Genomic DNA, 15,669 nt, shown 5'->3' with positions numbered 1-15,669 from the left:
ATGGAGGGGGAAAAACGATGCGCTTAGTTTCCTTACTGCTTCTTGGAAGCTCGCAGGTCCCGGGGTATATTGATTCCAGATTGCGGCCGCATTCGAACAGCAAGAATGGAAAGCGGAGGGAGGGCGACTTGTATTGAAGTTCGCCGCTAAAGAGAAGAAATACATTTTTGAAGACCGGCGGCCGTTTGCAAGCTGCCACGCATCGACTGTGGTCGTGCTTCAGGACGGGGATATACTCGTCTCCTGGTTCGGAGGAGCGAAGGAAGGGGCTAACGACGTGGCGATCTGGTGTTCCAGACGCACGCAGGGGATATGGACCGAACCGCGGAAGATAGCGGCCCAGGAAGGACTGCCCCACTGGAATCCGGTGTTGTTTCAGGCGAACGACGGGCTGCTGCATCTTTACTATAAAGTCGGCCATACGATTCCGCACTGGCATACGATGGTGACGACTTCCCGGGACGAAGGGGAGAGCTGGTCGTCCCCGTGTCCGCTGGTCGAAGGCGATATCGGCGGCCGCGGGCCGGTCCGCAATAAGCCGATCTATTTGCGGAGCGGCATGCTGCTTGCCCCGGCATCGATCGAAACGCTTCAGGAATGGGACGCATTTGTCGATATTTCCGGCGACGATGGAGCAACGTGGACGAAGAGCCGTCATGTGCCGATCGATCACGGCGTTTTCCCCGGAAAAGGCATCATTCAGCCGACGTTATGGGAGTCCGCGGAGGGCGTTCATATGCTGCTGCGCAGCACGGCGGGAGCGATCTACCGCAGCGACTCCTCCGATCAAGGGAGAACGTGGTCGGCTGCTTACCCGACACGACTGCCCAACAACAACAGCGGCATCGATCTCGTCCGGATGGATAACGGCGTGCTGGCGCTCGTCTACAATCCGGTCGGAGCGGACAGGGGAGCGAGGACGCCTCTCGTAGTTCGCTTCTCCGAGGACAACGGCGATACATGGGATCATGAAGTCATGCTGGAAGGAGAGCCGGGGGAGTACTCATATCCTGCCGTCGTTGCGAAACAAAATCGGCTCTACATTACGTATACGTGGAACCGGTTTAGGATTGTTTGTTGGCGCCTGACGCTAATGGAATAAACCAAACTAACAACTTGGGGGAGAGCGACATGCGAGCAAGGAAAGCGGCACTGGTATTTGCCGGCTTAAGCGTCCTGTTGGCTGCCACGGGCTGCGACGGCGGAACCGGCGAACCTACAGGCAAGAAAGGTGCGAATGAGGCTTCCGTGGAACGGGCGGAAACAAGCAAAGCGTCCGAGGTCGATACGACGCCCGTTAAGCTAACCTTATTTCCTTCCGTCGGGATTGACGACAAAGACGTGAATAATTTATTTATCGAACCGGTCAAAAAGAAGTACCCGCATATTACGATCGAAATGATTAAACCGGGCAAAGGAACGATGATACAAGATCTGGTAGCGGCCGGCCAACCGCCGGATCTGCTCTATACGTGGAACGGCGGCCTGCCTACCTTCCAGGCATACGATTTGCTGTACGATGTGACTCCGCTTGCCCGTAAGCACGGTATGGACTTGAATCGATTCGAACCGGTAGTACTCGACGCGATTAAAGTGCTTTCCGATAAAGGCGAACTGTATGCGCTTCCTTTTGCCGTTAATTTCAATGCGCTCTATTACAATAAAGATATTTTCGACCGGTTCGGCGCGCCTTACCCGAAGGACGGCATGACTTGGGAGGAGACGATTGAGCTCGCTAATAAAGTATCGCGCAGCGACGGGGGCGTGCAGTACAGGGGGCTCGATCCGGAAGCGGTGTCCCGGCTGTCCAAGCCGCTCGGACTCACCTATGTAGACGGCCAAACCGGGAAGTCGGCGATCAATCGAGACGAGTGGAAGAAAGTGTTCGAGCTGGCGCGCGCCATGTATGCAATACCCGGCAACAAGCCGCCGACGTTTCTGAATGCGAACGCGAAGCCGGCTTTTCTGAAAGACAAAAACTTGGCGATGCTGACGACGATCAATTTATTCAATCTCGCCTTGGAGGAAGCGGCGAACGGAGGCCTGAACTGGGACGTTGCCCAATATCCGAGCTATAAAGAAAAACCGAACGTTTACGGGCACGTCGATGCCAATGTAGTCGCCATTACGAAAACGAGCAAGTACAAAGAGCAGGCGATGCGCGTGCTTGAAGTCATTACGTCCGACGAAGTTCAGCTGCTCGGCGCTAGGACGACTGCCAGAATGTCGGTATTGAAAAATCCGGAAATGAAAAAGCAGTTGGGTGCCGACATGCCTTTCCTGAAAGGAAAACGGCTGGAGTCGATTTTCAAAAGCTCCCCCGTTCCCGCCCCGGCTTATTCGCGATTCGAAGACAGCACGACGAACCAAATCGTTCTGAAAAGCTTCGAGGAGTATTTCAACGGCAAAGATCTCAATACCGCGCTCAGAGACGCGGAACAAAACATGAATAAGCATATTGACGACAGCAAGCAGAAGTAGGGGGCAGCGTCGAAAGAGCTCGGCGAATGCCGTTACGATGCGATTTAAAAGGAGAGGGTTGCGATGGTAAAGAAACGGTTTGGCGCTTCGTTTATGACGTTAAGCATGTTTGCAGCGCTGCTGGCCGGCTGCGGCGGTCAAGAAGCGGCGAAGGGGGACGGAGCGAAGCAGGCGGGGAATACCGCATCAAGCGACAAGGCGGCGGCCGTTCAACCGGTCAAAACCGAACCGGTCACCATCACGTTCGGATACAGGCCGGGCTATTTTACAGAGCAGGAAATTCAGCGTTACATCATCGAGCCGTTGAAGAAGAAGCATCCTCACATTACCGTCAAGCCTTTATTGATCGACAACAAGACGGTGACGCTGCCGAATCTGATCGCGGCGAAGGAAGTTCCGGATATTATTACGACGAACTCTCTTACTTTGCAGGATTTCAAGCAGATGGACCTGCAATTCGATCTGAGCGAGCTGATCAAAAGCCAGAAGGTGGACCAAGGCAAGTTCAAAGCCGATGCGCTCGACTCGCTCAAAATTACGAACCAGACGGACTATTTGGTCGGATTCCCGTATACGCTGCAATTCAACGCTCTCTATTACAACAAAGATATTTTCAATAAATTCGGCGTTCCATTTCCAAAGGACGGTCTGACGTGGGCCGAAGTGACGGAGTTGGCCAAAAAATTGACGCGGGTGTCGGACAATGTGCAATATCGCGGCCTCGAGCCGGACTCCGTGTTCCGGCCCGGCTCCCAGCTCGAGCTGCCTCTGATCGATCCGGTTACGTACAAATCGATCGCCAATACGGATCAATGGAGACGCGTGTTCCAGATGGTAAGAGACATTTACGAAATCCCGGGCAACTCGGATATCAAGTCGCTCGGCAACGGGATCAAGGATTTCAATCAGACGCAGACGATCGCGATGATTGCCGGACTTAACTGGCTTAGCTTCATGAACGACGAGAAGGTGAAGGCGAGCTTTACGAATTGGGATATGGCGTCTTATCCGGTATTTCCGGAAAAGCCTGGCATCGGCACTCAAATCGATATTCATCTGATGCTGCTGACCAAAACGAGCAAAAACAAGGAAGCGGCATTGCAGGTCATGAGTACGGTATTCTCCGACGAAGTGCAAATGGAAATGGTTCGAGACGGCAAAATTTCCGTGCTGAAGGACAAGAAGTTCGAGGAAGAGTTCGGGAAAAATCTCGATATTTTGAAAGGGAAAAACGTACAGGCGGTTTTCAAAACGAAGCCGGCCAAGCCGTTCCCGCCGACCGAATTCGCCAGCAGAGCTTTGAACGACGTGACCAACTTGATGGGCAAGATCATTAAGGAAAAAACGGACCTGAACACGGCGCTGCGTCAATTTGACGAAGAGCAGTCGAAGAAATACGCGGAAGGCCGGAATAAATAGACACTTTTCGTGTGGAACAACTCTAAGGGAGTGATTCGGGATGACGGATAGGAACGAGAAACGGGAGATGGATCAGGGATCGCCGCAGGGCGGCGATTCCGCCAAGCCGATCAGCCGCAGGAAGGTGCTCGCCGGTGTCGGACTCGCGAGTGCGGCTCTAGTGTCTGCGGAACTGCTCAAGCTCGGTCCGGCGGGGGCGGCCTCCGTCCATGGAGCCGTCTACGGCGGCAACGGCAATCCGCACGGACTTAGGGAAGATCTCGCAGATGCGGCGGATTCCGCGAAAGGAGCGGCGCTCGTAGGATATTCCGGCAGAACGGTCGCCGATAAGCTCGACGAGATCGTCAGCGCCGCAGATCGGGGCGGTGATGCGCAGCTCGCGGCGGACGCCGCCGGAGGCAAAGTTTATTTGGTGCCCGCAGGAGCCAATGTCGTGATCCACGTACCGGCGCAATATCCGGATCTGAACGCGGCGCTTCGCGCGATCGAGAGCTGGATCATTCCGGCGAGCGCCACGGTGAGCATTCGGATTGCGGAAGGCAGGCACACGATGCCGGGGGCTACCCGGATCACTCATCCTTATGCGGAGCAAATTCGGATCAAGGGTGCTGACGTTGTTGTCACCGCAAAAGCTACCTCTCAATCCGGCGTAACGGGCGCGGCCGGCGAGTACTTCGTCTCGCTCGCCGTGACGACTACCGGCGGAATGACGGTGGGCGATTGGGTTATGGTCCGCAAGACGGCAGGCACGGGCAACCATTATGCGCATGTCGGATTCTGGGAAATTACGGCGGTGTCGGGCAATCAGATCACGGTCCGCAACCGTCACCGTCAACCGGCGTTTCCGGCGAATACGCTCACTTCGGCCGATATTTACAAGATCGGCACGATTATGCAATACAACGGCACGGACGGTATTGTCGTGCGCGGCGCGAGCGTCGGCCTTCTTGAAGATGTCGGCATCGTCGGCAATATGTACGAGTATTGGAATCCCTCCAATGTCATAGGCACGGAGAAGGGCACGCACGGAATCTATGTCGGCTCCAATACGATCATAAGCGGCTCCGCGACGCCGGGAGGGGAGAATCCGCTCGGCATTTCGGGAGGGTCGATTTCTTTGGGCGAGTTCGTGTGCGTCAGCCAGTTCGACCAGCAGGGGCTTTGTGTGGCCGGCGGTTCCGGTATTTACGGGAAAAGCGTCGTCTCGACGGGAAATGGCCGAAGAGGGTATTATGTCGGCACCTCCGGCGCGATCGACATCAAATTTTGCATAGCGGCGGGCAACTACTTGGACGGCGTCATCGCCGACTACGGCGGATGCTTCAATACGAGCGGGGCGATTTTTTCCGGAAACCGTCTGGACGGAGGGTTCGCTTTCAACGGCGGATCGTTGATCGCTCCGAATACGGTATCGGCAGGCAATGCCGTGAACGGATTCGAAGCGAGGGCAGGGGCCCAGCTCAGCGCGGATGGGGCGACTTCGATCTATAACAGTTGGAACGGCATCCACGGAGAGTACGGCGGGAGAATCTCGTGCACGGGAGCGAAAACGACGAACAACGGCCGGGACGGACTGTCGCTTGCTTTTGGGGCCGTCGCGAGAGCGACGAGTATCGCTTCCAGCAGCAATACCCGTTACGGGGTACTGTGCGACGGCGGCTCGACGGCGGTTATTTCCGGCGCGACGACATCGGCGAATGCGGCAGCCGATCGGCTGGCGAAGCAGCTCTCCATTATTCAGGACGGGGCGGCCTATACGGCCGGAACGATAGATGCCGTATCCCGGCAAACGTTCAGAAGCGGTACGGCGTATATCGATGAGGTCATTACGGCGGGAGGCGATCTGGCGCTTTCCTTTAATGGAACGCAGCATTTCGTGTTTAAGAGCAGCGGTATTTTGCATCCGTCCGGGGACGGTACGCAGGACCTAGGCACATCCGCGAACCGATTTAAAGATATTTACGCGGCGAATGCCGTTATTCAAACATCGGATGCGCGGCTGAAGGAGGACATCGGGGAGTCCGATCTGGGGCTTGCGTTCGTTTCCAAGCTGAAGCCGGTCAAATTTCGGATGACCGACGATCGAAGCGGGAAAGTGCATTACGGGCTGCTTGCGCAGGATATAGAACGGTTAATACACGGGTTGGGCATGTCGGATAACGAGTTTGCCGCGTTGAGTCGCTCTCCGGTTCAGGCTCGGGATAGCAGTGGAAGCGAGGCCGGCGATATCGCCTACGGATTGCGTTATACCGAATTTATCGCCCCTCTGATTAAAGCGGTTCAAGAACTCGCCGCACGGGTTGAGGCGATCGAAGCACAGTAAGCTGCGATTATGATGGAGTTTCAAGAGACGGCGCCGATTGTTGCGCCGTTTTCGGCCATTACCTGCTGTTGCGCCATTTATTGAATTCGAGAAACTCGAGAAACTGTTCTTTGCTGATTCCGGAAGCCATCGCTTCCCGCACCAGCTCGATCCATTCGGCGTCGAGCTCCTGTGCCGTAGTTTTTTTGTCGTTCAAAAACGCCTCGATCGGAACTTCGAGCACCGCGCAAATTTTTTCCAGCAAATGGATGGAAGGATTCGTTTGAATATCCCGCTCGATCGAGCTCAAGTACGATTTGGCGACCCCGGCCTTCTCGGCCAACTCGCTGAGCGAAAGCCCTTTCGTAAGACGCAATTCTTTCACGCGTTTGCCTATCATGCGATTATCCCCTTTTAACGTACCGTTCTCAGCTGTCTAATCTGTACTCCCATCATAACAAAAATGGCAGTAAAATGCATGCGGATCACGGGATTTATACAGCTAAAGAACGGAATGGGCCGTACTGAAAGCGATTGCAAAAGGAGACAACCGTAAAAGCCCGTTATGACTCGGGCTCATCGGATCCGGGCGGACTTTGCCGCAAAAATTTACGAATCTCCTCGACAGTGATGCCGATTTGTTTGGCTGCGAGCATCAGGTGAATCCAGTTCGGGTCCAGCTTGGAATCGTGTTGCAGGTGGCGTAAGCCTTGCATGTCGTAACTTCCCCCTATTGGTTGGGTTGGTTGTCGCTTGAATGCAAGTGACGTCGTTTCATAGGATTCGTGGCTCGTCCTCCGTTTAAGGGGGGAGGGGCGGTGTACGCGGAACGCGAACAAGCCGCAATCCTGTCCGGACCCGGCTTATTCGATCGGTCGCGGCAGCCGTCTACCCTCCGAACGCGTCCCGGAACGCCCGCGACAAATCGGCAGGCTCGACGTTCCAAAGCGCCGCGATTTCCTGGCAGACGTTCTCGTCCCACCAATCGGACAGCAATTTGCGGTTGCTGCTGTTTTCCGCGATATATTGCAGGTTAAGCACTACTTTTTTTAAATACAGCTCCTCGGCTTCGGCGAGCTGGGCCGGGGGAACCCATATTTTCAGCCGTTTGACCGTCCGGTACAGCTCCTTGTTGCACGCCCGGCGTATTTTCCGCAAAGTAGGCAAGTTTTGGTTATGCTTCTCGCTGTGCTTCTCGCCTGCAGGCCTCATCATGCCGCATCACCCGCTCCTCTCTGCTATTACCATATGCAGAGGGCCGCCGCTAGGCTACTGGGGGAGCGGTCAGTTCACGACAATATAGCCGATCATCGGGCCGCCGTGCGCCGCATCGGGGTGGGCGAGACAAATGATCCGGAATATGCCCGCTTTGTCCGCTTTGAACGAAACGATCGTTTCTTCTCCTTGCTTTACTTCGCCCTTGAGACCGAGCCCTTCGATCATGAAAGGATGGCTTGCTCCATTAACGCCGCGGATGCTCAGCTTGACCTTCTCGCCTTTGCGGACGATCACGGTGCCCGGATCCCAGCGGTACGCCTCGAGCTGTTTGCCGTCAGGCAGCGTCGCCTTGAACTCGCCCGTAACCATATGGATCGTGCGCGTATCGAGAGCCGTTCCGGTGACGGAGGCGATTTTCTCCTGGCGGGCATAGAGCGCGTATGCGGCGGCCAGGATGAGTATGCCGAGTATGAACAGCAGCTGCTTCTTCTTGAATACGAATAGCCGGACGGAAGCGCGTCTGTTCGGTTTGCGGTGCGACGGTACGTAGGCCAATCGGGTTCTCCTCCTTCATTTTTAAGCCGAATGCTTGTCATCCATCATCCACTATTAACGTATGTGGGGGCTTGTTCCGGCATGACTGGAGAACGGTCGACCCGGGAAAAAGGGGGAAGCGGTTCTCTGCCGCCGATTCGGGCGAAAATACCGCCCGGCCTACAGTCCGGGTGCGTCCATGCCCTCTTTATGGTAGAATAGGATGGGACATGGCTCCCGGCATTCTGAAATTGGCGGGGCGCCGCTCAAGAATATCAAAGAAAGTTGGTTACCGATGAGCGACTGGATTCACGGCGTGATCGATGCGGCAACCTCCTGGTTGACCGACCTGGGCTATTGGGGAATTATGCTCGGCTTGATGATTGAAATTATTCCTAGCGAAATCGTACTTGCATTCGGCGGTTATTTGGTTTCCAAGGGCGAGATCAATTATTGGATGGCGGTTGTGTTCGGCACGATCGGAGGCGTAATCGCTCAAATTTTCGTCTATTGGATAGGCCGCTACGGCGGCAGACCGGTATTGGAGAAGTTCGGCAAATACATTTTGATCAACAAGCACCATATCGACGTGTCGGAGCAATGGTTCAACAAATATGGGACGGGCGTTATTTTCACAGCCCGATTTATTCCGGTCGTCCGTCATGCGATTTCCGTACCGGCCGGTATGGCGCGCATGCCGCTGTCCAAGTTTACGATTTTAACGACGCTGGCGGTCATTCCTTGGTCGATGTTTTTCATTTACTTGGGCCAGAAGCTCGGAGACAATTGGAAAAATATCGACGAGATGGCCGCGGAATATATGCAGGAAATTATTTGGGGAGCGGTAGCGTTAACCGTTTTGTACGTCGTTTATTTGCTCTATAAACGGTCCAAGAAGTCCGCCCGGCCGGCAGCCGTTGCAGACTCCAAGGAAAGCAAAGCAAGTGGACTGCGCGTTCTCGAACAGCTCGGAAGCGAGTACAGGGTGCTGGACGGCCAACGCATCTTAACCGGCGATGCGGTAAAGCAGGCGGATCGTATCGTCATAGGGCCGAACGGAGTATTTCATATCGAGCTCAATAACACAGCCGGCGAAATCCGATTCGCGGAACGGATCGCCGAGCCGGGAACGGCAGGGTCGCCGGATGATCCGACCGCCCAGGCGTACCGCCGGGAATTCGCGCTCAAAAATTTGCTCAGGCGCAATCAGATCAAAGCCGAAGTCGTCGGCGTCATTTGCTTGACCCACCCGGATGCAACGATTACGGGCCAAAGCCCCGGATTCGCTGCGCTTACGCCGGACAAGCTTCCCTCGTACATAAGGTCTTACAAAGCGAAGCAGGAGTTAGCCGGGGAGCAGGTCGGACGGATCGTCAAGCTGCTCGAAGAGCAGAGCGGCTCCGGCAAGTAGCGATAAAACAGAGCACCAATTGCCACGAAGGACAAAGGACTGTCACGTTATCACATAGCTGCTCGTGAGTCGGCTAGTAATTACGTGACAGTTCCTGAGCGGTTAAGGCCGCCTGCGTCTTTCGTGGTTTTTTTGGCTGTGGCGGGGGAATTGCGGCCCGAATGGACATGGATAAACGTAATCAGATAAAATAGAGGTGGCAACATTATGAAGGAGGGATAGCCATGAGCAAAAACTTGGCCGACAAGCTGGGCAAAGGGTTGGAGCCTCAGCAATTTATCGACCGGATGACGAAAAACCAGGATAAATTTCTCGATTGGTCCAACCGGTTCGAATGGACTTCCGACGACGACCGCGACTTTTTCGAATCGCTGTCGAACCGCGATGATTTGCGCTGCCTCATATTGGCGGCGGATTGGTGCGGCGACGTCGTCCGCAACGTCCCGGTCGTGTTCCGGGCGCTGGAAAACTCCGGAATCCCGGTGGAAGTGCTGATCATGGAAGAGCATACCGATACGATGGATCAATTCCTTACGATGGGCGGCCGGTCGATTCCGGTCGTGATTTTCACCGACACGGGCGGATTCGTACTCGGTCAATGGGGACCGCGTCCGAAGCATGTTCAGGAGGTCATGATCCAGTTCAAACAGGCGAATCCGGACCGGAATGCGCCCGATTATGAAGAGAACATCAAAGTCGCTCGCACCGAGATGATGGCGCAGTACGGCGAAGGAACCGGCTACCATGCCGTCATCGTGAAAGAGCTGCGCGACTTGATTTCCACTTTCTAATCTACGGACGGAGACTGTTATGCTGAACATTGATGCTTTCGAACTCGGTCCCTTGCAGACGAACGCCTATTTGCTCTCGAATGCGGAACGTACGAGGGGATTCGTCATCGATCCCGGGATGAACCCGAAATCGTTGTTCAAGCGAATCGACACGATGGAGATCGAGGCGATCGTGCTTACCCATACCCATTTCGACCATATCGGCGGAGTGGACGAGCTGCGCAAGTGGAAAAAATGCCCGGTCTACGTGCACGATGCCGAAGCCGATTGGCTGTCCGACCCGAAGAAGAACGGCTCGGCGAGATGGCCGGAGCTCGGAGGCCCGATCGTAACGGACCCGGCGGAATACGCGCTTGATGACGGCCAGACATTGGAATTGCTCGGTGAGAAGTTCCGGGTGTTCCATACCCCCGGACATTCCCCCGGAAGCGTCAGTCTGCTGTACGGCGACAAGCTGTTCAGCGGGGACGTGCTGTTCCGGTTGTCCGTTGGCCGGACCGATTTGCCGGGTGGCAGCCAGCGCGAGCTGATGGAGTCGATCCACGGCACGTTGTTCGATTTGCCGGACGATGTCAAGGTATACCCGGGGCACGGCAAGCCGACGACGATCGGATACGAGAAACTGAACAACCCTTACGTGTGACACGGCTGTACGTGTACAAGGAGGCTTATCGCGCATTCGTGCGGGGTAAGCCTATTTTTTGTCTTTTAGTTCAGCGACTCGTCTCTTTCCGCGAGCAGCTCGGAAGGAACACGCCCTATGTGCCTTTTAAAGATCCGGTAAAAGTATGAGGGATCGCTGTACCCGACATACTCGGAAATGTCCGCGACCGTAAGCAGCGAATGGCGGAGCAAATACTGCGCCGTCTTCATTCTGGCCGCATGGACGCTGTCGCCGATCGTCTGGCCCGTCACGGAGCGGAACAAGGTTGCGGCGTAGTTCGGGCTTCTCCCGATCGCTTCGCCCACCTGTTCTTTCGTTACCTGCTCGCGATGATGGAGCTGGATATAGCTGCGCATCGCTTCGACTAGCCGGTATTTCTCATGGGACGGCTGCCCCCGGTCAAGCTCGCGGTTTGCGTGCACAAGCGTTTCGAGCAGCATCGCCTGGGCCATCGCCTCCCGGTAAGGAAGCTCCTCGTTCCATTGCTCGCAAGCGGTTTTGAGCCGGTCGGCTATCAGCTCGTACAGGCCGGTTTTCCATACGACGTACGGATGCGAGTCCAGAATCGGCATCACCGGGCCCGGGCCTTCCTCGCGGAACGAGATGACGTATTTTTCATGCAGCAGGGTCGGGATGCTTTTGCCGTAAAAGACGGTCCGGTCCGAGATGAGCAGCATATCGCCCTTCTCCGCGACGACCTTCTTGCCGCCGATCCAGTACACGCAGGAGCCGTACGTGACGAGAGCGAGCGACCGGACCGGCGCGGCGGGGTCGGCTTCCTTGAACCAGCCGGTTCCTTTATCGTGGCGAACGTCAATGACTTGCAGCATGATGGATATCCTCTCTCTTGCATGGATGAATACTATTTTACACAGTCGGTACTATTTTTCATAGCGCCTCATCGAAGCTTGGATTTACAATGAACTCAGAAGCTTGTACTTCCGGTAGAGAGAGGACGAAGAAACGGACATGCGCAAAACGAAAATTGTTTGTACGATGGGGCCGTCCTGCGATTCGGTCGATGTGCTGAAGCAAATGATAGCGGCGGGGATGAACGTCGCCCGCTTGAATATGGCTCACGGCAGCTTGGAGGATCACGCGGGGCGGATTGAGCGGGTGCGGCAAGCGGCTCGGGAAATGGGAACCTACATAGCCGTTCTGGTGGACATTAAAGGGCCGGAAGTGCGAATCGGCATGCTGGCCGAGCCGTCTTACGACTTGGCCGAGAACGACCGGTTCATTTTGACTACGGAGACGATAACAGGCGACGGCCGCCGCGTTTCGGTCAACTACCCGGAGCTGCCGCGCGATGTGCGGGCGGGCTCGACCATCTTGATCGACGACGGTCTGATCGAGCTTGAGGTCGAGCAGGCGGAAGGCACCGAAGTCGTATGTCGCGTCGTCAACGGTGGCAAGCTGAAGCCGCGCAAAGGCGTGAACTTGCCGGGCATCCGGACATCGCTGCCGGGCGTGACGGAGCGCGACATTTTGCATATCGCGTTCGGCGTGGAGCAGAAGGTGGACATTATTGCCGCATCGTTCGTCCGTAAGGCGGCCGATATCGTGCAAATCCGCGAGCTGCTGGAGCAGCATGGAGCCGGGCACGTGCGGATCATTTCCAAGATCGAGAACGAAGAAGGCGTCGAGAATTTGACTGAAATATTGGAGGTTTCCGACGGGATTATGGTCGCGCGGGGAGATTTGGGCGTAGAAATTCCGGTCGAAGACGTCCCGCTCGTCCAGAAGCGGATGATCCGGGCGTGTAATGCGGCCGGCAAGCCGGTCATAACGGCGACGCACATGCTGGAGTCGATGCAAGTCAACCCGCGGCCGACGCGCGCCGAGGCGAGCGACGTCTCCAATGCGGTGCTGGACGGCTCGGACGCCGTCATGCTGTCCGGGGAAACGGCGGCGGGCAAATATCCGGTCGAGTCGGTCGAGACGATGGCCCGCATCGCCGAGAAAACCGAGACGATATTGCCCTACCGCGAATCGTTCGAGCAAAAAATCGCGCTGCATCCGACCAACGTAACCGAAGTGATCAGCCAATCGGTCGTAGGAGCCTCGCTCGACCTCGAGCCGAAGGCGATATTGACGCCGACGGAGAGCGGATTTACCGCCCGCATGGTGTCCAAATACCGGCCGAAGGCGCCGATTATCGCCGTGACGCCGAACGAGAGCGTATTGGGCGGGCTCTGTCTCGTATGGGGCGTTATTCCCGTGAAGGGCGAACCGGCGCCTACTACGGACGAAATGCTCGAATCGTCGCTGCGAAGCGCCGTCAAGAGCGGTGCTTTATGCCCGGGGGATACGGTCATCGTATCAGCCGGCGTGCCGGTCGGGCGCAGCGGAGCGACGAACTTGATGAAGATCGTGCAGGCGCCGGCGTAAATCAAGAGCTCCCCGGCGCATACTGCCGGCTGTGGTCGCCATTGTTGCGATAATGCTGGGGAGCGACCCCTTCGATCTTTTTGAAGATGCGGCTGAAATGAAACGGGTCGGGATAGCCGACTTCCTGGGCGATCGTTTTCACGCTTTTGCCCGTATGGCGCAGCAAATATTTGGCGCGCTGCGTCCGCAACTGGTGAACGTATTGCTGGATGTTCGTGTTCGCATACTTTTTGAACACATGGCACAAGTATTCGTACTTGCGGTTCATGAATCGCTCCAAATTTTGTTTGGGGATGTCCTCCGTATAAAATTGATTCAAGTAGCTCAACATTCTGCGATAGGTCATATACGACGTCGGCGCAGCCGTATCCAGCTTCGTGTGCTCGAGCCAATCGTCGGAGATGAGCCGGAGCATCTCGGCAAGCAATATCGTCGCACGGAACCGAAAGTTGCCTTTCGGTTTTTTGCATGTTTCCATAAGCTCTTCGAACAAACCGAGCAGTTTATAGTACTGCTTGGGCCGGAATAATCGGGGAATGACTAACGGGTCGTCGCTGCGGCTCTCGATCGTCCGCAGTTCCAACTGCGAGGCATGGATGATATTAAGCTCGGACGCTTGATGCAATAGAAACTCGTCAATGTCGGGATCGCACGAAAATTGCGCCCAGAAAAACCTCCCCTGCCGTTCCCCGGGTTTCCACCCCCCATGCGACTCCCAAGGCCTCAGAAGCAAAGATTCGCCCGCCGACAACTTCAAGCGTTCGCCTTCGACCTCCAAATGCACGGTCCCCTCGGCTACTGCAATCAGCTCATAGTTCGGATTGTGATGCTCCGCGAAAAACGTATGATGATTCGCATCGCACAAATCCACACACTTGACGTCCAGCCTGGCTAATCGAGACATTTTGTACAGCATCGCATGGCATCCTCCGATCCATTTTCCGATCAAATCGAAACCACGTTCATGGATACATGGCGTTCCTGCGTCTATAGTCAAGGTAGTTACGGATTATTATACCAAATGGCATAGGGAGGTGGCGTGATTCGGGAAAAATAAAGCGCATTCATTCATAAGGGCGTCGCTTTATGGATTGTCGTTTGCAAGCCAAGCGGATCAAAAATCAGGGAGGAACAAAGAAAATGAACAAGAAAGCATGGCGTTATTTGTGCGCGCCTCTGCTGCTGGCGACAACCTCGGCTTGCGGAGGGGCGGACCCGGGGGCGGATACGGTGAAGCAGCAGCACCAGCCGTCCAAGCAGGCCGATCCCGTGGAGCTTACTTTCCTGTATACCTCTACCGGTTACCCGGACGCGGACTTCATGAGGGATTACGGCGATCCGATCAAGCGGAAGTATCCCAACATCTCGATCAAATTCATTCAGAGCACGAAAGGAAATACGCTTCAGGAGCTGATCGTCGCCAAAGCGGATATCGATGTCATCTTTACTTCCATCGGCGCTCTGCCGGGCGTTATCGATACCGGGATATCGCTCGATTTGGCGGAAACGATTCAAACAAACAAATTCGATTTGAACCGGTTCGAGCCTTCAACGATCGATATGGTTCGCAACATGTCGGGAGGCAAAGTGCTCGCTTTGCCGATAAAAGCCACTTCCATGGTGCTGTTCTACAACAAAGATCTGTTCGATAAGTTCGGCGTGGCCTATCCGAAGGACGGCATGACGTGGGACGATGCGTACGAAATTGCCAAGAAGATGACCCGGAACGACGGAGGTCAGACGTATCGGGGATTCGTTTCCTCGCCGCCCCATTTGGCCATGACGAATCAATACTCGCTGGACTTCATCGACCCGAAGACGAAAAAAGCGGCGTTCGACAACGGACGGTGGAACCCGTTCATGGATAACTTCGTCCGTTTTTTCCAACTGCCGGGGTACGGTGCGGATGCAAAAGTGCTCGCGGGCGGCGCGCAGAGCGATATGTTCTATAAGGAAAGAACGGCCGCCATGTACGCCCATTTCTCGTCCAATTACCCGAGAGCGAACGAAGGGATGAATTGGGATGTCGTCACGTTCCCGACGTTTAAAGATCGGCCCGGTGTAGGAGCGCAGCCTTATCCCGCCTATTTCAGCGTTGCTTCGACCAGCAAGCATAAGGAGGAGGCGTTCCAAGCGATCGCCTATCTGACATCGGACGAAGTGCAGATGGAGCAGGCGAGAATCGGCAATCCTCCCGTTCTCAAGAGCCAATCGGTCCGGTCCGTATTCGGGCAAGATTCACCCGACCTGATAGGAAAAAATACGATGGCGATGCTGGCGGCCAAATTTGCCGACCCGCGAGTGTACACGAAATACGACGGGCATGCCCAAAGCGTGATTACAACGTCATTTACGGACATTATCACGGGTGCTAAAGATACGAATACGTCGCTCGGTCAAGCGGCGGCCATTCTTAACGCCAAAATCGCGGAAATAGACGGGAAGTAGAAACGATAAA

Annotated in this window: 15 protein-coding genes and 1 pseudogene; 10 read left to right on the top strand and 6 right to left on the bottom strand. The window is 55.4% G+C overall.

The genetic code is table 11. The features are described 5' to 3' along the window. Positions 1-133 precede the first annotated feature (133 nt). From FE783_RS13120 to FE783_RS13105, 4 genes are all read left to right on the top strand, one after another. The gene (locus FE783_RS13120) at positions 134-1,102 is read left to right on the top strand and encodes a sialidase family protein (RefSeq protein ID WP_138879821.1); all 969 of its coding nucleotides are present in this window, start codon (positions 134-136) and stop codon (positions 1,100-1,102) included. 29 nt (positions 1,103-1,131) lie between these two features. After that, positions 1,132-2,481, top strand: coding sequence for an ABC transporter substrate-binding protein (locus FE783_RS13115; protein ID WP_138879820.1), 1,350 nt, complete (start codon positions 1,132-1,134; stop codon positions 2,479-2,481). 63 nt (positions 2,482-2,544) lie between these two features. Further along, entirely contained in the window at positions 2,545-3,900 is a 1,356-nt protein-coding gene (locus FE783_RS13110) for an ABC transporter substrate-binding protein (RefSeq protein WP_138879819.1), read from the top strand. A gap of 40 nt (positions 3,901-3,940) precedes the next feature. Continuing rightward, the gene (locus FE783_RS13105) at positions 3,941-6,223 is read left to right on the top strand and encodes a tail fiber domain-containing protein (protein ID WP_138879818.1); all 2,283 of its coding nucleotides are present in this window, start codon (positions 3,941-3,943) and stop codon (positions 6,221-6,223) included. A gap of 58 nt (positions 6,224-6,281) precedes the next feature. Here the strand turns inward: FE783_RS13105 and FE783_RS13100 are convergent, their stop codons facing one another. The 4 genes from FE783_RS13100 to FE783_RS13085 form a co-directional block, all read right to left on the bottom strand. Next, entirely contained in the window at positions 6,282-6,602 is a 321-nt protein-coding gene (locus tag FE783_RS13100; RefSeq protein WP_138879817.1) for a helix-turn-helix domain-containing protein, read from the bottom strand. A gap of 163 nt (positions 6,603-6,765) precedes the next feature. After that, a complete protein-coding gene (locus FE783_RS13095) occupies positions 6,766-6,918 on the bottom strand; it encodes an anti-repressor SinI family protein (protein WP_138879816.1) in 153 nt (50 codons plus the stop codon). Positions 6,919-7,090: 172 nt separating this feature from the next. Then, on the bottom strand, positions 7,091-7,414 hold the full coding sequence (locus FE783_RS13090; protein ID WP_138880086.1) for a dehydrogenase: 324 nt from the start codon (positions 7,412-7,414) through the stop codon (positions 7,091-7,093). A gap of 72 nt (positions 7,415-7,486) precedes the next feature. Next, complete coding sequence (locus FE783_RS13085; RefSeq protein WP_238403037.1) at positions 7,487-7,975, bottom strand: cupredoxin domain-containing protein; 489 nt, start codon at positions 7,973-7,975, stop codon at positions 7,487-7,489. 274 nt (positions 7,976-8,249) lie between these two features. On the opposite strand from FE783_RS13085, the pseudogene uptA reads away from it, so the two are divergent. The 4 genes and pseudogenes from uptA to FE783_RS13070 all read left to right on the top strand — a co-directional run. After that, positions 8,250-8,858, top strand: a pseudogene (gene uptA, locus FE783_RS38300) (undecaprenyl phosphate transporter UptA); the annotation flags it as partial. Positions 8,859-8,903: 45 nt separating this feature from the next. Then, on the top strand, positions 8,904-9,365 hold the full coding sequence (locus tag FE783_RS38295; RefSeq protein WP_420799740.1) for a nuclease-related domain-containing protein: 462 nt from the start codon (positions 8,904-8,906) through the stop codon (positions 9,363-9,365). 224 nt (positions 9,366-9,589) lie between these two features. Further along, positions 9,590-10,156: a thioredoxin family protein gene (locus FE783_RS13075; protein WP_138879814.1), complete on the top strand. Its 567-nt coding sequence runs from the start codon at positions 9,590-9,592 to the stop codon at positions 10,154-10,156. A 19-nt stretch (positions 10,157-10,175) separates the two neighbouring features. Next, the gene (locus FE783_RS13070; protein ID WP_138879813.1) at positions 10,176-10,799 is read left to right on the top strand and encodes an MBL fold metallo-hydrolase; all 624 of its coding nucleotides are present in this window, start codon (positions 10,176-10,178) and stop codon (positions 10,797-10,799) included. A 65-nt stretch (positions 10,800-10,864) separates the two neighbouring features. Here FE783_RS13070 and FE783_RS13065 read toward each other — a convergent pair whose 3' ends face one another. Continuing rightward, complete coding sequence (locus FE783_RS13065) at positions 10,865-11,650, bottom strand: helix-turn-helix transcriptional regulator (protein WP_138879812.1); 786 nt, start codon at positions 11,648-11,650, stop codon at positions 10,865-10,867. Positions 11,651-11,789: 139 nt separating this feature from the next. Here FE783_RS13065 and pyk point away from each other — a divergent pair, with 139 nt between their 5' ends. Beyond that, positions 11,790-13,211 (top strand): pyruvate kinase, encoded by a 1,422-nt coding sequence (gene pyk, locus FE783_RS13060; protein ID WP_138879811.1) that lies wholly within the window; start codon positions 11,790-11,792, stop codon positions 13,209-13,211. 1 nt (position 13,212) lies between these two features. On the opposite strand, the gene FE783_RS13055 is transcribed toward pyk, so the two are convergent. Then, positions 13,213-14,160, bottom strand: a complete 948-nt coding sequence (locus FE783_RS13055) for an AraC family transcriptional regulator (RefSeq protein ID WP_138879810.1) — start codon at positions 14,158-14,160, stop codon at positions 13,213-13,215. 191 nt (positions 14,161-14,351) lie between these two features. Here FE783_RS13055 and FE783_RS13050 point away from each other — a divergent pair, with 191 nt between their 5' ends. Next, positions 14,352-15,659: an ABC transporter substrate-binding protein gene (locus tag FE783_RS13050; protein ID WP_158301778.1), complete on the top strand. Its 1,308-nt coding sequence runs from the start codon at positions 14,352-14,354 to the stop codon at positions 15,657-15,659. Positions 15,660-15,669: the final 10 nt, after the last annotated feature.

Origin of the sequence: Paenibacillus mesophilus, assembly GCF_005938385.1 — a bacterium.
In the GTDB taxonomy this organism is placed as follows: domain Bacteria; phylum Bacillota; class Bacilli; order Paenibacillales; family NBRC-103111; genus Paenibacillus_AB; species Paenibacillus_AB mesophilus.
This window is presented reverse-complemented; position numbering and strand designations above follow the sequence as displayed.

Bases quoted from the DNA above. Each gene is read 5' to 3' on its own strand.
- pyk (WP_138879811.1), top strand. From the start codon at position 11,790: ATGCGCAAAACGAAAATTGTTTGTACGATGGGGCCGTCCTGCGATTCG.
- FE783_RS13095 (WP_138879816.1), bottom strand. From the start codon at position 6,918: ATGCAAGGCTTACGCCACCTGCAACACGATTCCAAGCTGGACCCGAAC.
- FE783_RS13115 (WP_138879820.1), top strand. From the start codon at position 1,132: ATGCGAGCAAGGAAAGCGGCACTGGTATTTGCCGGCTTAAGCGTCCTG.
- FE783_RS13050 (WP_158301778.1), top strand. From the start codon at position 14,352: ATGAACAAGAAAGCATGGCGTTATTTGTGCGCGCCTCTGCTGCTGGCG.
- FE783_RS13090 (WP_138880086.1), bottom strand. From the start codon at position 7,414: ATGAGGCCTGCAGGCGAGAAGCACAGCGAGAAGCATAACCAAAACTTG.
- FE783_RS13065 (WP_138879812.1), bottom strand. From the start codon at position 11,650: ATGCTGCAAGTCATTGACGTTCGCCACGATAAAGGAACCGGCTGGTTC.
- FE783_RS13075 (WP_138879814.1), top strand. From the start codon at position 9,590: ATGAGCAAAAACTTGGCCGACAAGCTGGGCAAAGGGTTGGAGCCTCAG.
- FE783_RS13070 (WP_138879813.1), top strand. From the start codon at position 10,176: ATGCTGAACATTGATGCTTTCGAACTCGGTCCCTTGCAGACGAACGCC.
- FE783_RS13105 (WP_138879818.1), top strand. From the start codon at position 3,941: ATGACGGATAGGAACGAGAAACGGGAGATGGATCAGGGATCGCCGCAG.
- FE783_RS13100 (WP_138879817.1), bottom strand. From the start codon at position 6,602: ATGATAGGCAAACGCGTGAAAGAATTGCGTCTTACGAAAGGGCTTTCG.
- FE783_RS13110 (WP_138879819.1), top strand. From the start codon at position 2,545: ATGGTAAAGAAACGGTTTGGCGCTTCGTTTATGACGTTAAGCATGTTT.